The following is a 13,294-nucleotide window of genomic DNA, read 5'->3' as shown; positions in this document are numbered from 1 at the left end:
AGGTGGCGCTCGTTCAGCGCAGGTTCAGCTGGGGTTCAGGCCGACTGACCGAACGGCACTCCCGCACGGCCCTGGCCGCTGCTAGAGTTCGCTGCCGAGCTATCTGCAGCCCATTGGAGGGCGCATGTCACTGGATGACCGCAAGAAACTCGTCCGTCAGCACATCGACCTGACCTGGAATCGCGGGCGCCTGGCGCTGGCCGAGCACCTGCACAGCAAGGATTTTCTCTACAAGAGCTCCTTCATCGGCCGGCCGCTCGCCAGCGCCGAGTTTCTCGACATGGTCCGGCAGATCCGCCACGCCATGCCGGAACTGGAAGTGGTGGTCGAGGAATGCATCGCCGAAGGCAACCGGGTGGTCACCTGGAGCACGCTGATCGGTACCATCGAGCAGCCGGCGTTCGGCTATCCGCCCAGCGACAAGGTGCTCAGCATCTCCGCCATGGCCTTCTGGACCATCACCCCGACCCAGCAGGTGCAGGAGATCTGCACGATGTTCGACATGGAGAGCTTCCGCGCCCAGCTGGGGCTGGATACCCGGCCCTACGCCGAGAAAGCCCTGCCCTGATCCGATCGCTCACCACAGCCAGCCCAGCCACAACAGCGCCACCAGCAGCCAGGCGCTGAGGGTCAGGGCGCCGCGCTCCCACTGCCGATTCCAGCGTCGCTCGCGCGCCCGCCAGCGGTTCCGCTCGAGCTGCACCCCGGGTACGGGCAGTGGCGGCTGGCGCAGCAGGCGGGTGAGGTACAGCGACGCCCACAGTGCTGGATTGGGCAACTGCGCCAGCCGCGACGGCAGCCTCCAGCCACGGCGCAGCGCCAGCAGCGTCAGACCCAGAGCTGCCAGCAGCGGCCAGAGTGCCGACCACAGGCCCGCGGGATACACCCCAGCCAGCAGCGCTTCGCGCATGGTCGGCCAGAACCAGGGCACAAATAGCGACGCCATGCTGAGCAGCGCCCACGGCAACCACTGGCCGAGCGGCGCGCGTGCGCTGGCGTGCTGCTGATCGCGCCACATCAGCCAGAGCGCGCGCCAGAGCAGCAACGCGGTGGCCAGGCTGGCCAGGGTCAGCCAGGGCAACCAGGCGACGAAGGCGCTTTCATGCCAGGCCTCTTTCAGCAGGTACTTCACTGCCGCGCCGCTGGTGAACGGCGCGCCCATGATCGCCAGCGCCGGCAGCATCAGCAGCACCCAGCCCAGACGCGACAGCCGCCCTTCGTGGACCATCCCGGCGGCGAGGAACAGCGCGCCCTTGGCCAGCCCGTGATGCACGCCGAACAGCACCAGCACCGTCAGCAGCGCCGCAGAGGGCGCCTCCAGGCTCCAGGCCAGCGCCAGGATCATCAGCATCCAGCCCATCTGGCTCACCGAGGACCAGGCCAGCACTGCCTTGGACTTGGCCGCGCACAGCCCCAGCGCAGCCGCATAGAGCGCGCCGAACAGGCCGGCGATCAGCAGCGGCGTGCTCCAGGCCGCCAGCGTCGGATCGCTCTCCGGCAGGCAGCGCCAGATGCCGAGAATGCCGGCCTTGAGCATCGCCCCGGAGAGTACCGCGCTGGCCGGTGCCGGGGCCTGCGGATGGGCCAGCGGCAGCCAGACGTGCAGCGGCCAGAACCCAGCCTTCAGGCCGAGCCCGAGCACCAGCAGGGCCAAGGTCAGGTGGTCGATCGGCTGCGCCTGCCAGGTGGCGAAGTCGAAGGCCTGTTCGGTGCTGTGACTGCGCAGCAACAGCCCGGCGAGCAGCAGCATCTCGCCGCAGATCGCCAGTTGCAGATAGAGGCGTCCGGCCCGCCGCGGTCCCGGCCCCCCGTGCTGCACGATCAACCCGTAGGCCGCGAGGCTCATGGCGCTGAAGCCGAGGTAGAAGCTCAATGCGTCGGTGGCGATGATCAGCAGCAGATTGCCGGCCAGCGCCAGTTGCCAGAACGCCCAGAAGCGCAGCCGCTTCCGATCGGTGGCCAGGCTGCTGTTGGCAAAGATCCCCGCGCAACTCCAGAGCACGGCGGTAAAGCCCAGCCAGGCGCGGGTCAGCGTATCGCTGGCGCCCCAGCGCACACCCTCCCAGAGCCACGGCAACTCCAACGCTGGTGGCGGTTGCAGCGCAGCCAGCAGCGCCGGCGCACAGGCCAGCCACAGCCACGGCAGGCTGCGTTCGCGCAGCCACAACAGCAGCATGCCGCCGAGCAGCGGTGCCAAGGGCACCAGCAACCAGAGCCAGGCGTTCATATGGCGAACTCCCGCTCGACGATCAACTGGCTCCAGCCCAGCGGGCTGAGCGCGGTGGCCGCCAGCAGGCCGACCAGCAGCGACAGCAGCGCCGTGATCAGCGGCGGCAGCAACAGCATCCAATGGGTTTCGAAACGCTCATCGACCCAGCGGTTCTGGTGCCAGTCCGCCGGCTCAGCGAACCAGCCCCGCCACAGCAGCGGCAGGAAGTAGGCGGCATTCAGCAGCGCCGAACCGAGCAACACCAGCAGCACCCAGTCCTGACCGACCTCCAGCGCGCCGAGGCCGAGCGTCCATTTGCTGATGAAGCCGGCAATCGGCGGAATGCCGATCATGCCCAGCGCCCCGATGAAGAACGCCGTCATGGTCCAGGGCATGCGCCGGCCGACGCCGTCCATCTCGCGGATGCGGTGAATGCCCAGAGTCTCGGCGAAATTGCCCGCACAATAGAACAGCGTGACCTTCATCAGCCCCTGATGGACCAGATGCACCAGGCCGCCCACCGCCGCGATCGGCCCGAGCAGCGCGACGCCAAGCGTCACGTAGGACACCTGGCTGATGGTCGAGTAGGCCAGGCGCTTCTTCAGCTCCTGCTGCTGCAAGGCGCGCAGCGAGCCGTAGAGGATGGTCGCCGCCGCCAGCCAGAGCAGCGGCGTGGTGAGATCCAGTTGCGTCAGCGCCTCGGCGCCGAAGACGTCGTAGACCACCCGCACGATGCCGAAGGCCCCGGCCTTCACTACCGCCACCGCGTGCAGCAGCGCACTGACTGGTGCCGGGGCGACCATCGCCTGCGGCAGCCAGCCGTGCAGCGGGATCAGCGCCGCCTTCACGCCAAGGCCGAGAATCAGCAGGGCGAAGGCCACGCGCAGCCCGAGGTCATGCTCGCCGACTGCGTCCAGCAGGTAGCCGGCCGCCTGGAAATCCGGCGTCCCGGCCAGGCTGTGCAGCAAGGCCACGCCCATCAGCACCAGCGACCCTCCACCGACGGTGTAGGCCAGATAGACGCGCCCCGCGGCGAGCGACTCCGGCGTGCCGCGATGCACCACCAACGGAAAGGTGGCCAGGGTCAACAGTTCGTAGAACAGCAGGAAGCTGACCAGATTGCCCGCCAGCGCCAGGCCCACCGTGGCGCTGACGCAGAGGCTGAAGTAGCCGAAGAAGCGCGAGCGCAGCGGCGAGTTTTCCAGGTAGCCGATGGCATAGATCGTCGTCACCGCCCACAGCAGCGATGACAGCGCGACGAACAGCAAGGCCAGCGCATCGGCCTGCAGTACCAGCGGCACGCCCGGCAACAGTGGCACGCTGAAGCGGTACTCGCTGCCCTGGCTGACGCCATAGAGCATGCTGCCGACCAGCACCAGCTTGAGCGTCACGCCGAGCAGGTTAAGGGTCACACGCAGGCGCTGCTGGTCCTCGCGCAGACCGAAGATCACCAGGCCCGGCAGCAGCGAGCTGAGCACGATGCCCAATGGCAGAAACGCATGCCAGCTCATCGCCCGAGCCCTCCCAGCCAGAGCAACAGCGGCTCGCTGATAAGCGCCAGCCCCCAGACCAGCAGCGCCGGCAGCAACGCCAGCCACTGCGCCAGACGGTCGGCATGAATGCTCGGTGGATTCGGCCGGGCACGGTCGAATCCATGGGCGACGACGCGAAACACGTAGGCCGCCGACATCAGCGTGCCGAGCAATGCGCCCAAGGCCCAGGGCCAGTGCTGCGGCCGTTCGAACAGCGGCTGCAACAACAGCCACTTGGCCAGGAAACCGCCACTGGCGGCAAGCCGATCAGGCTGCCGCCGGCCACGGCGAACGCCGCCAGGGCGATCGGCACGTTCTGACTCGCGCCTTTCATGCCGCTCACCCGTTTGCTGCCGAGAATGCTCTGCAATTCGCCGGCCGCGAGGAACATGGAGACCTTGGCCAACCCGTGGGCCAGCACGAACAGCCACAGGGCCGCATGCAGGCGCGGTTCGTCCAGATGCAGCAACAGCCCCAGCGCCAGCAGCGCGTAGCCCAGCTGGGCGACCGTCGAGTAGGCCACCAGCGTCTTCAGTCGCGGCGCGCGCAACGCCGACCAGCCGCCGCCGACCAGCGCCAGCACACCGGCGGCGCCGAACAGCAGGCCGGCGTCGCGGCCGAATTCAGCCGGGGCAATCTCGCTCCAGATCAGCCAGAGGATGTACAGCGGCCCCTTGACCACCAGTGCCGAGAGCAGCGCGCTGACCGCAGTCGGTGCCGCGGCGTGGGCCGGCGGCAACCACAGGTGCAGCGGCCACAGCGCGGCCTTGAGCATCAGCCCGAGGGTCATCAACAGCAGCGCCAGATAAGTCACGCCATCGGCTTCGGTCAGTTGCGCCAGCATGGCCAGATCGAGCACGCCGTAGCGCCCGTAGATCAGCGCCACACCGAGCAGATAGGCCAGTGAGCCGGCCAGCGACAGCAGCAGGTAGTTCAGCGCCGGCTTCCAGGCCTTGCGCCCCGCCAGCGACACCAGCGCCACCGCGACCAGGCTGAGCAACTCCAGCGTCACGTAGAGGTTGAACAGGTCCGCCGACAGCCACAGCGCGGCCAGTGCCGCGTGCAACAGGCAGGACAATGGCCAGTAATCCTGATTCCCGGCGGCATGTGCGATGCGCGCCGCGTACAGCGCCACCAGCAGGTGCAATCCGGCAGTGAACACCAGCAGCAGCGCGGCCAGCGGGGTCAGGCGGAAACGGATCGCCAGCCCCGCCTCCCAGCCACCGACCAGCAGGCTTCGCTCGCCATGATCGAGCACCACCTGCAGCGCCATGATCGCCGCCAGGAGCGCGCCCAGGCTAAGCGCGATCACCCAGCGGCCGCTGCGCGCCGGGCGCAGCAGGATCAGCAGCAAGGCACCGGCCAGCGGCAGCAGCAGGCTGACCAGGGCGGCGTTCATCGCTCTTGCCCCTTCGAGGTGGCCAGCGCACTGCTCAGGCGCAACGCCAGGGCGGTCGCACTCACCGCCACCACCAGCCCGGTGACCACCAGCGCCACCACCAGCGGATCGCTCGGGGCGTGACGCGCCGCCAGGGCGATCATCACCAGAAACACGCCGCTGCCCATCAGATTGATGGCGATGATCCGCCGCAGCGCATGGCGCAATGTGAGCAACCCGTGCAGGCCGAGCAGCCAGAGGGCGAAGCCGACGGCGATCCAGAACAGCGTGACGCTCATGACTGCGGCTCCGGGTCGTCGCCGATCACCAGCAGGCTCAGGCTGGCGGCGATGGACAACGTCGCCGCGGCCTCGATGACGACGATCAGCGGCTTGGCCCAGCCGGTCGGGTACTGCAGCCAGCCATCGCCAAACCAGGCGCAGGCTGCCGCCACCGCGACGAACAGCAGCAGGCTGCCGCCACCGCGACGAACAGCAGCAGGCCGACCAGCACCAGCAGACGCAGCGGCCAGAAGCCCCAGCGCAACGCCGGCAACGCACCGGCCAGACGCAGCAGGACGATGCCGGAGGCCAGCAGCGCGCCGGCCTGGAAGGCACCGCCGGGCGAGGCGGCACCACGCCAGAGCACATAGCCACCGGCCAGCACCAGCAGCGGCGCGAGAGTTCGGCCCCAGGCGCGCAGCATAGGCCAGGGCTCGCTCAGCTGCGGCTGCAGCGATCCGAGCTGCCGTGCACCGAGCAGGGCCAGGAGCAGGACGGCCAGCTCGAGCAAGGTGTCCCAGGCGCGGAAATTGAGCAGCACCGCCGTGACCAGATGCTCGACGCCGCTCTGCGCCAGCGCGGCATCGATCTGCGTCGGCACGCTCGGTTGCAGTTCGGCCAGCGGCGCTAGCTGCGGCAGAACCATCAGCAAGAGCGGCAGCACCACCGCCACCGCGGCCAGACGCCGGCGGCGCGACAGCTGCGGCTCGCTGCCGGCCCGTGGCTGACGCGCCAGCGCGGCGAACAGCAGCACACCGGTCAGCCCGGCGCCGATGGCGGCCTCGGCCAGCGCCAGGTCGGCCGCGCCCAGTCGCGCCCAGACCAGCGCCAGCACCAGGCCGAAGGCGATGAACAGCAACACGCCGGCATACAGCTGGCGCACATGCAGCGCGCCACCGGCCAGACCGAGCAGCAACAGGCCGAGGACCGCATCCAGCAGCCAGTCAGTCATCGCCGTCCTCCTCGTCGGATTGACGTGCCAGCACCTGACAGGCAGTGGCGCCGGAGGCCAGCACCAGCAGCCAGATCAGTAGCATCTGCGCGACTTCCAGCACGCCGCCGGCGCGCAGCGAAAGGCCGGCGACCACCAGGCCGAGGCCGAGGGTGTCGGCCTTGGTCAGCGCGTGCAGGCGACTCAGGGTATCGGGAAAGCGCAGCAGACCGATGCTCCCGGCAGCGAAAAACCCCAGCCCACCGGCCAGCAGCAGCCAGCTGAAGAAGTCGAGCAGTTCACTCATGGCGGCTACGTCGCAGCAGCTGTACCAACGCGGCGCTGATCATCGCCGCCAACAGCGCCAACACCAGCGCCGCATCGCGCAGTGCCGGCGCGCCCTGCCACTGCGCCAGCACCAGCAGAAGCGCGGCGCCGGTGGTGCCGAACAGCTGCACGGCAAGCAGCCGGTCGACCCGTCGCGGGCCGAGCAGTACGCGCCAAAGACCGATGATCAGGGTCAGCAGCAGAAGTGCGCAGAACACTGCCATCAAGGCCGCCCCTCCGCGCCAAGCAGCCGCTCCAGGCGCAGTTCCAGTTCGGCCACGGTGGCTTGCCAGGGCAGGCGTTCATCCAGCACGTGCACACGCATCTCGTCGGCATCGACTCGCGACGCCAGGGTCCCGGGCAACAGCCCGACCATCGCCGAGAGCAACAGGCGCACCCGCGGCGACTGGCTGGTGAGCGGATAGGGATGCCACGCCGGCTGCAGCGGACAGCGTGGCTGCAGCGCACGCCGCGCCACATCCCAGCCACCGAGCAGCATGTGCTTGAGAAAGAAGCCGAGAAACGCCGGCAGCGCCGCCAGGCGCAAGGTCATCGGGCGCAGGCCGAGTCAGAGGCTCAGCGCCACGGCCAGGGTGATCGTCGGCACACCCAGCACCCAGCCCTGCCCGGCAGCGAACAGCGCCCAGAGTGCGGTATAGAGCAGTGACCAGAAGAGTGCGTCGGTGGCTCCGCGACGCCATGCGGCCTGTGTCATCACAACCTCCTTGGCATTCCGATCTTTGTTACAAGTCGAGGCCAAGAGTTCGCCGCTGTCCACCAAACACCGCGAAGAGCCTTGTATCAGCAGATTGCCGTTCGGCCTGGCCAGCGGTGCTGCACCGCCTGTTTCTCCCAGCTGCGGCCCGCGGCAGGATCAGCACAGGTGTCTCAGGAACCAGTCGCCGGCCAGCCGCGCCACCTCCTCCAGCGTACCGTGCTCCTCGAACAGGTGCGTCGCGCCAGGCACCATCACCAGCTGATGCACGCACTGCAGGCGTGCAGCCGCCGCTCGGTTCAGCTCCAGCACTTCGAGGTCGCCGCTGCCGACGAGGAACAGCGAGGCCGCCTTGACCCGCGCCAGCGACAGATCCGCCAGGTCGACCCGGCCGCCACGCGAGACCACCGCGGCGATGTCCGCCGGACGCGAAGCCGCGGTGGTCAGCGCCGCAGCGGCGCCGGTGCTGCTGCCGAACAGACCGATGCGCAGCTCGTGCAAGCGCGCATCGCTGCTCAGCTGGTCGACCACGCCACTGAGGCGCTGACTGAGCAGCGGGATGTCGAAACGCAGCTGGCGAGTGATCTCGTCGATGGGTTGCTCGTGCTTGGTGAGCAGATCGAAGAGCAAGGTCGCCAACCCCATTTCGTTGAAGCAATGCGCCACGCTGCGGTTGCGCGGGCTGTGCCGGCTGCTGCCGCTGCCGTGGACGAACACCACCAGGCCGGTGGCCGAGGGCGGCAGGCACAGCTCGCCGTGCAGGCGTGCCTTGCCGAGCGTGAAGCGCATGGGTGTCACCGCAAGCGCGGTCATGCCGCCTGCCCTCCCTGGGTCCACGCGCGCTGCAGCAGCTCCACCACCTGACGGTCGGGGGTCTGCTCGAAATGCTCGTACCAGCGGCCGATGGCATACAGGTCATGGGGCACATGCAGGCAGACGACGCGATCCGCCAGTTTTTCCAGCTGCGCGATGCTCTGCGCAGCCGCCACCGGCACCGCAACGGTGATGCGCGCTGCACCCAGCTGACGCACGGCCTGCACCGCGGCGCGCATGGTGGCACCGGTCGCCAGGCCGTCGTCGACCAGAATCACGCCACGTCCGGCGATCAGCGGCGGCTGTCGCTCACCACGATAGGCCTGCTCGCGCCGCTGCAGCTCGTGGGTTTCCTGGGCGATGGTGCCGTCGATCTCGGCTCTGGATGCGTGGGTGTACTGCACGATGTCGTCGTTCATCACCCGCACGCCGCCACCGGCAATGGCGCCCATGGCCAGCTCGCGATTGCCCGGCGTGCCAAGCTTGCGCACGACCAGAATGTCCAGTTCGAGACCCAGCCGCTGTGCCACCTCGAATGCCACCGGCACACCGCCGCGCGGTAGCGCCAGGACCAGGGCGTCGCGCCAGTCGGCATCCTGCACCAGGCGCTCGGCCAGCGCCTCACCTGCCTGGACTCGATCGTAGAAGGGGATCTTGAAGGTCATGGCAGGCTCCTCGGTTTGGCACGGGCTGTATTGGAGTCTGGCTCAAGAATCGAGTGCCGGTACGCCATCTGCGACGAACAACCCGTCTGGCTGACCGGCTTCGAGGGCCACCGATCGGAACGGACGCGGACAAGGTTACAAATTCATTGCCGCCGACTCTATGACGCCATTAAAGTGCCATCATCGGTTGCCGATAACTTGGGTAGACCCGTCGAATGCGCTGCCACTGCCACGGCGGCCAAATGCCTGGGATGGATGATCAATGACCGAGAAGAACAACAAACCGGCGCCATGGCGTATGCGCAGCACCCTGCTGATGACGGTCAGCCTGCTGTTTCCCTCAACTCCCGTGCACGCGGCCGAACACCTGACGCTGCTAACCTGGGAGGAATACCTCAGCGAAGCGGTGATCGAACGCTGGCAAGCCGAAACCGGGGTCGAGATCAGGCAGATCTACTTCGATAGCGGCGACAAGCGCGACGAAGTCCTCGCCAAGCCCGAGCATCAGATCGATATCGCCCTGACGGAGCTGATCAGCGCCTCGCGCTTTGGCGCCCGCGGCCTGCTGGACCCGATCGACGACAAGCAGCTGCCGACGCTGCGTCATGTCCCGCAACGCTGGCGCAACAGCTGCGGGCGCTACGGCGTGCCCTACCTGTGGGGCACGCTCGGCATCGCCTATCGCAGCGACCGCCTGGAAAGCGCGCCACGATCCTGGAAGGACCTGCTGCAACCGGCTCGCGCCGACGAGCCACACATCATCATGATGGAGGACCACGAGGACATCCTCGCCAGTCCGCTGATCCTGCAGAACCATTCGATCAACACCTCGAACAACGACGAACTCAAGGCCGCCTTCGATCTGCTCATGGCCCAGTCCAGCGCCGTGCTGACCTACGAGTACGTGATCACTTCACTGCGCAGCCAGCGCTACCTCGACCAGGCCGACATGGCCCTGGCCTACAGCGGCGACCAGCAGGTGCTCAACGAAGTCGAAGGGGTCGACGGCGAGCCCTGGCGCTACGTAGTGCCCGAAGAGGGCACGCTGCTCTGGGTCGATTGCCTGTCGATACCGACCGGCACCGCGAAGAAGGCGCTGGCGCGGCGCTTCCTCGACTTCCTCCAGCAGCCGGAAATCGCCGCCCTGAATGCCGCCGATCTGGGCGTCGCCACACCGAACGCTGCGGCGCGGGCACTGCTGCCGGCGGATATCCGCGCGGATTCGACCATCTACCCGGCGGAAGCGGTACTGGAGAGAAGCCAGGTCTACGAGACGCGACCGCTGGAGGGCACGCAGACGCGGCGGCGCATCATCAGTGCACTGATCAACGCCCATGACGCTAGGTAAACGCACGCTGCTGGTGATCTTTCCGGTCATTCTGATCATCCAGCTGGTTGCCTCGACCACCGCCTACCTGACCCAGCGCGCCTCGCTGCTGGGGCTGGAGCAGGCGCGCCTGGAGCAGCAGCTCTCGGCGCTGACCTCCGCCTACCTGGACTATGAGGCGTTCAATCGCAGCGTGCTCTACTCGATCATGGATAGCGAGGCGCTGCTGCTGTTCCTGCGCGAGTCGGACACCGACTTTCGCAACGACACCCTCGGGCTGCGCATCCAGCAGAGCATCCGCTCGCTATCCAATACCGAGCTGACCTTCGTTTCCCTCGCCGTCGTGCAGCCCGATGGCAGGCCGGCCTACTACTTCGAAAGCAGCCTGTCGCCATTCGCCTCGATGAATGCGAGCCAGCAGCGTATCGTCAGCGAAGCCAGACGGTCTTCGGCATCCGGCAACACCCTCTACGTCGAGCAGGCCAATGACGACCCGCTGCTGATGAACACCGACTTCATCCTGCCGGCCTCCAGCAGCCGGCCACTGCCAAGCCAGCGCGCCGAGGCCTTCGCCATTCAGCTGGCGGTGCGCCCGGAGCGCTTCCTCAAGCTCAAGCGCAGCCTGGAAAGCGAATACGGCGTGCCTGTCGAAATCGCCGACGAGCCGTTGCTGGCGGTCGCGGGGTTGTCCGCCAGGGTTTCGCTATCGCGCTCGCTGCATGCAAGGCTGACGCCGGCACCGCACTATACCGCCGAGCGCCTGCAGACCCTGGGGCTCGCCTTCATCGCCGGCGGTGCGCTGATCTGTCTGATCTCCATCGGCCTGCTGCTGTGGCTGATCCGCCGTTCCATTACCGGCCCCATCAGTCAGCTGGACGACCAGCTCACCGACCTGCTGCTATGCAAGCGCGACGCGCTCGACGAGCCGACCGATGGCGGCGAGATCGGCCGGCTGACGGTGAACATGAAGACCCTGCACGACCGCAACACCGAAGCGCTGCAACGCATCCGCGAAATATCCTGGGAGGACAGCCTGACCCAGGTCAGCAACCGGGCGCACTTCGGCGTGCTGGCCAATACCATGTACGAGCAGTGCATGCGCACGCACAAGCGGCTGGCACTGCTGTTTCTCGATCTGGACAACTTCAAGCAGGTCAACGACCAGCACGGCCACGAGGCCGGCGACGCTCTACTGCGAATCTTCGCCCAGCGTGCCCGCGGCGTGCTCGAACGTCATCGCACCGACTACCCGCAGACGGAAACGGCCCTGGCGCGCCTGTCCGGCGACGAGTTCGCCATCCTGCTGCTGAGCGAAACCGGCGACGGCGGCCTGCAGCAACTGTGCGACGCGCTGCTCGGCCTCTGCCGCGGCGGGTTTCGTCTGGAGGATCGCCTATATCCGGTCAGCGTCAGCATCGGCACCGCCTGCTACCCGGAAGATGCGGACTCGATCACCCAGTTGCTCACCCGTGCCGACACCGCCATGTACCAGGCCAAGGCCGAGGGCAAGAACACCGCGGTGGCCTTCAGCGGCGAGCTGGAGCGACGCAACGAGCGAATCCGCCTGATCGAAGACCAGCTGCGCGAGCTCGACGGCGACGACCAGCTGCGGCTGGTCTACATGCCGGCGCTCGATCGCGAAGGCGCAGTGGTCAGCTGCGAAGTGCTGCTGCGCTGGCATTCACCGATCCTCGGGACGGTTTCGCCCGGCGAATTCATTCCCATCGCCGAGCGTGCCGGGCTGTTCCCGAAGATCGACAGCTGGGTCATTGATCATGCCCTGGCGGAGTACCCGAAACTGGTGCAGCTGTTCGGCGAAGGGGTGCTGCTGGCGATCAACGTGTCCTCCGCGCAGCTCAACGACGACCGCATCTGCCGCTACCTCGTAGAGCGCGCCGCCCATCACGGCGTAGAGCCGGGCCGAATCGAGATCGAGCTGACCGAGACCTACGCCGCCGAGCTGTGCAAGAACACCATGGAAGTGGTCCAGGCGATTCGCCGCGCAGGCTTTCGCGTCGCCATCGACGATTTCGGCGTCGGCTATACCTCGATCCAGCAGCTGCTCGAGTACCCCGCCGACACCATCAAGCTGGACATGGCGATTATCACCCGGCTGACCCGCCCGGAGATGCAGCAGAGCCTGAGCGCCCTCATCGCCTTCTGCCACGCCCAGGGCAAGCGCGTGAATGCCGAGGGCGTCGACAACATGGAAAAACAGTCGGCACTGCTGCAGGCCGGCTGCGACCTGTTCCAGGGTTACCTGATCTCGCCGCCGCGCTCGCTGGCGGCACTGGATGACTGGATGGCGGTGCGCAACCGCGCCCACGGCGCGCTGCGTCTGGAGCCGCTGCCGCCATCGGCTAGCCCGCTAGCCAACCCGGCCGCAGTCAGCAGCGACTACTAGATGGAATCTTCCTCGGCAGCGCCGGCGGGATTGGCGCGCGTCGACATCGCGAGGATTTCCGGCACCACGTCGCGCGCGAACACATCGTGCAGCCGGCGCAGCTCGGCGAACGGGTCGGGATGATGGTCGACGCGGATATCCCACAGCGGGTATTCCTCGTTATCGACCACATACACCGTTGCCGATGACTCACCATGGCGATCGCCGCCCTGGGCATCGCCGGCGGCGATCGCCTCCATCAAACGTTCCACCAGCGGCAGGTGTGCGCTGCGCTCATAGGCTTCGCAGGCGGCTTCCAGCACCTCGCGCCCCTTGAGCCGGTTACCCTGCACACAGAACTGTTCGCCGGCGATCGAGCCGGCCCAGGGCAGGCACTTTTCCCCGGTCCAGCAGGACGTGCGGCCCTTGCTGTCGATCACCGCGCACTGGCGCTGGCTCATACAGGGATCGGTGCACCGCAGCCGCTCCAGCACCTCGGGCGCCGGGCTGAACTGGCGCAGGAAACGCAGGCCGTCGATACCCAGGTACGGATTGATCTGTGCCTGGGTCGCCACCGCCCCGACATGGGCCGCCGCGTGGGTCAGCAACTTGCCCACCGCGGGCATCGCCGTGGCCGCGGCCACGCCGAACTGACCGGTGCGCGGGCAGCGGGCGATGATGGAAAAGGTCATGGGCGTGCTCTCTGGATTCGTCAGGGCTTAGGCCCGGGCCG

At 67.6% G+C, this 13,294-nt stretch carries 13 protein-coding genes and 2 pseudogenes; 3 read left to right on the top strand and 12 right to left on the bottom strand.

Features of this window, described 5'->3' with window-relative positions:
- The first annotated feature begins 124 nt into the window (after positions 1–124).
- Entirely contained in the window at positions 125–568 is a 444-nt protein-coding gene (locus RT582_RS00670) for a ketosteroid isomerase-related protein (RefSeq protein ID WP_221104187.1), read from the top strand.
- 9 nt (positions 569–577) lie between these two features.
- Here the strand turns inward: RT582_RS00670 and RT582_RS00665 are convergent, their stop codons facing one another.
- The 11 genes and pseudogenes from RT582_RS00665 to RT582_RS00615 all read right to left on the bottom strand — a co-directional run bounded on the left by RT582_RS00665 (position 578) and on the right by RT582_RS00615 (position 8,851).
- Positions 578–2,227, bottom strand: a complete 1,650-nt coding sequence (locus RT582_RS00665; protein WP_312725398.1) for a complex I subunit 5 family protein — start codon at positions 2,225–2,227, stop codon at positions 578–580.
- On the bottom strand, positions 2,224–3,720 hold the full coding sequence (locus RT582_RS00660) for a complex I subunit 5 family protein (protein WP_313476147.1): 1,497 nt from the start codon (positions 3,718–3,720) through the stop codon (positions 2,224–2,226). Before RT582_RS00660 ends, RT582_RS00665 begins: the two co-directional genes overlap by 4 nt.
- The gene (locus tag RT582_RS00655; protein ID WP_313476146.1) at positions 3,717–3,923 is read right to left on the bottom strand and encodes a hypothetical protein; all 207 of its coding nucleotides are present in this window, start codon (positions 3,921–3,923) and stop codon (positions 3,717–3,719) included. The genes RT582_RS00660 and RT582_RS00655 overlap by 4 nt, the downstream gene beginning before the upstream one ends.
- On the bottom strand, positions 3,899–5,140 hold the full coding sequence (locus RT582_RS00650; RefSeq protein WP_313476143.1) for a complex I subunit 5 family protein: 1,242 nt from the start codon (positions 5,138–5,140) through the stop codon (positions 3,899–3,901). Before RT582_RS00650 ends, RT582_RS00655 begins: the two co-directional genes overlap by 25 nt.
- The gene (locus RT582_RS00645; protein WP_313476141.1) at positions 5,137–5,418 is read right to left on the bottom strand and encodes an NADH-quinone oxidoreductase subunit K; all 282 of its coding nucleotides are present in this window, start codon (positions 5,416–5,418) and stop codon (positions 5,137–5,139) included. The genes RT582_RS00650 and RT582_RS00645 overlap by 4 nt, the downstream gene beginning before the upstream one ends.
- Positions 5,415–6,352 (bottom strand): annotated as a pseudogene (locus RT582_RS00640) (Na(+)/H(+) antiporter subunit B). The gene RT582_RS00645 and the pseudogene RT582_RS00640 overlap by 4 nt, the downstream one beginning before the upstream one ends.
- The gene (locus RT582_RS00635; RefSeq protein ID WP_312725390.1) at positions 6,345–6,638 is read right to left on the bottom strand and encodes a cation:proton antiporter; all 294 of its coding nucleotides are present in this window, start codon (positions 6,636–6,638) and stop codon (positions 6,345–6,347) included. The pseudogene RT582_RS00640 and the gene RT582_RS00635 overlap by 8 nt, the downstream one beginning before the upstream one ends.
- Positions 6,631–6,882, bottom strand: a complete 252-nt coding sequence (locus RT582_RS00630) for a monovalent cation/H+ antiporter complex subunit F (protein WP_044314691.1) — start codon at positions 6,880–6,882, stop codon at positions 6,631–6,633. The genes RT582_RS00635 and RT582_RS00630 overlap by 8 nt, the downstream gene beginning before the upstream one ends.
- Positions 6,882–7,373: pseudogene (locus RT582_RS00625) on the bottom strand (Na+/H+ antiporter subunit E). The gene RT582_RS00630 and the pseudogene RT582_RS00625 overlap by 1 nt, the downstream one beginning before the upstream one ends.
- Positions 7,374–7,532: 159 nt before the next feature.
- On the bottom strand, positions 7,533–8,186 hold the full coding sequence (locus RT582_RS00620) for a dienelactone hydrolase family protein (protein ID WP_312725386.1): 654 nt from the start codon (positions 8,184–8,186) through the stop codon (positions 7,533–7,535).
- On the bottom strand, positions 8,183–8,851 hold the full coding sequence (locus tag RT582_RS00615) for a phosphoribosyltransferase (protein ID WP_046618487.1): 669 nt from the start codon (positions 8,849–8,851) through the stop codon (positions 8,183–8,185). The genes RT582_RS00620 and RT582_RS00615 overlap by 4 nt, the downstream gene beginning before the upstream one ends.
- A 262-nt stretch (positions 8,852–9,113) precedes the next feature.
- Between RT582_RS00615 and RT582_RS00610 the strand changes: the two genes are divergently transcribed.
- Both RT582_RS00610 and RT582_RS00605 read left to right on the top strand, forming a co-directional pair.
- Positions 9,114–10,199 (top strand): ABC transporter substrate-binding protein, encoded by a 1,086-nt coding sequence (locus RT582_RS00610; protein WP_023444513.1) that lies wholly within the window; start codon positions 9,114–9,116, stop codon positions 10,197–10,199.
- Entirely contained in the window at positions 10,186–12,582 is a 2,397-nt protein-coding gene (locus tag RT582_RS00605; RefSeq protein WP_312725385.1) for a putative bifunctional diguanylate cyclase/phosphodiesterase, read from the top strand. The genes RT582_RS00610 and RT582_RS00605 overlap by 14 nt, the downstream gene beginning before the upstream one ends.
- Here the strand turns inward: RT582_RS00605 and RT582_RS00600 are convergent.
- Complete coding sequence (locus RT582_RS00600) at positions 12,579–13,253, bottom strand: DUF1028 domain-containing protein (RefSeq protein WP_312725384.1); 675 nt, start codon at positions 13,251–13,253, stop codon at positions 12,579–12,581. The two genes, RT582_RS00605 and RT582_RS00600, sit on opposite strands and share 4 nt — an antisense overlap.
- Positions 13,254–13,294 lie beyond the last annotated feature (41 nt).

The sequence above is a fragment of the Stutzerimonas kunmingensis genome, assembly GCF_032106285.1.
GTDB lineage: Bacteria > Pseudomonadota > Gammaproteobacteria > Pseudomonadales > Pseudomonadaceae > Stutzerimonas > Stutzerimonas kunmingensis_B.
This window is presented reverse-complemented; position numbering and strand designations above follow the sequence as displayed.

Excerpts from the sequence above, each read along its gene's own strand:
- RT582_RS00670 (WP_221104187.1), top strand. The coding sequence starts at position 125 with ATGTCACTGGATGACCGCAAGAAACTCGTCCGTCAGCACATCGACCTG.
- RT582_RS00665 (WP_312725398.1), bottom strand. The coding sequence starts at position 2,227 with ATGAACGCCTGGCTCTGGTTGCTGGTGCCCTTGGCACCGCTGCTCGGC.
- RT582_RS00660 (WP_313476147.1), bottom strand. The coding sequence starts at position 3,720 with ATGAGCTGGCATGCGTTTCTGCCATTGGGCATCGTGCTCAGCTCGCTG.
- RT582_RS00650 (WP_313476143.1), bottom strand. The coding sequence starts at position 5,140 with ATGAACGCCGCCCTGGTCAGCCTGCTGCTGCCGCTGGCCGGTGCCTTG.
- RT582_RS00645 (WP_313476141.1), bottom strand. The coding sequence starts at position 5,418 with ATGAGCGTCACGCTGTTCTGGATCGCCGTCGGCTTCGCCCTCTGGCTG.
- RT582_RS00635 (WP_312725390.1), bottom strand. The coding sequence starts at position 6,638 with ATGAGTGAACTGCTCGACTTCTTCAGCTGGCTGCTGCTGGCCGGTGGG.
- RT582_RS00630 (WP_044314691.1), bottom strand. The coding sequence starts at position 6,882 with ATGGCAGTGTTCTGCGCACTTCTGCTGCTGACCCTGATCATCGGTCTT.
- RT582_RS00620 (WP_312725386.1), bottom strand. The coding sequence starts at position 8,186 with ATGACCGCGCTTGCGGTGACACCCATGCGCTTCACGCTCGGCAAGGCA.
- RT582_RS00615 (WP_046618487.1), bottom strand. The coding sequence starts at position 8,851 with ATGACCTTCAAGATCCCCTTCTACGATCGAGTCCAGGCAGGTGAGGCG.
- RT582_RS00610 (WP_023444513.1), top strand. The coding sequence starts at position 9,114 with ATGACCGAGAAGAACAACAAACCGGCGCCATGGCGTATGCGCAGCACC.
- RT582_RS00605 (WP_312725385.1), top strand. The coding sequence starts at position 10,186 with ATGACGCTAGGTAAACGCACGCTGCTGGTGATCTTTCCGGTCATTCTG.
- RT582_RS00600 (WP_312725384.1), bottom strand. The coding sequence starts at position 13,253 with ATGACCTTTTCCATCATCGCCCGCTGCCCGCGCACCGGTCAGTTCGGC.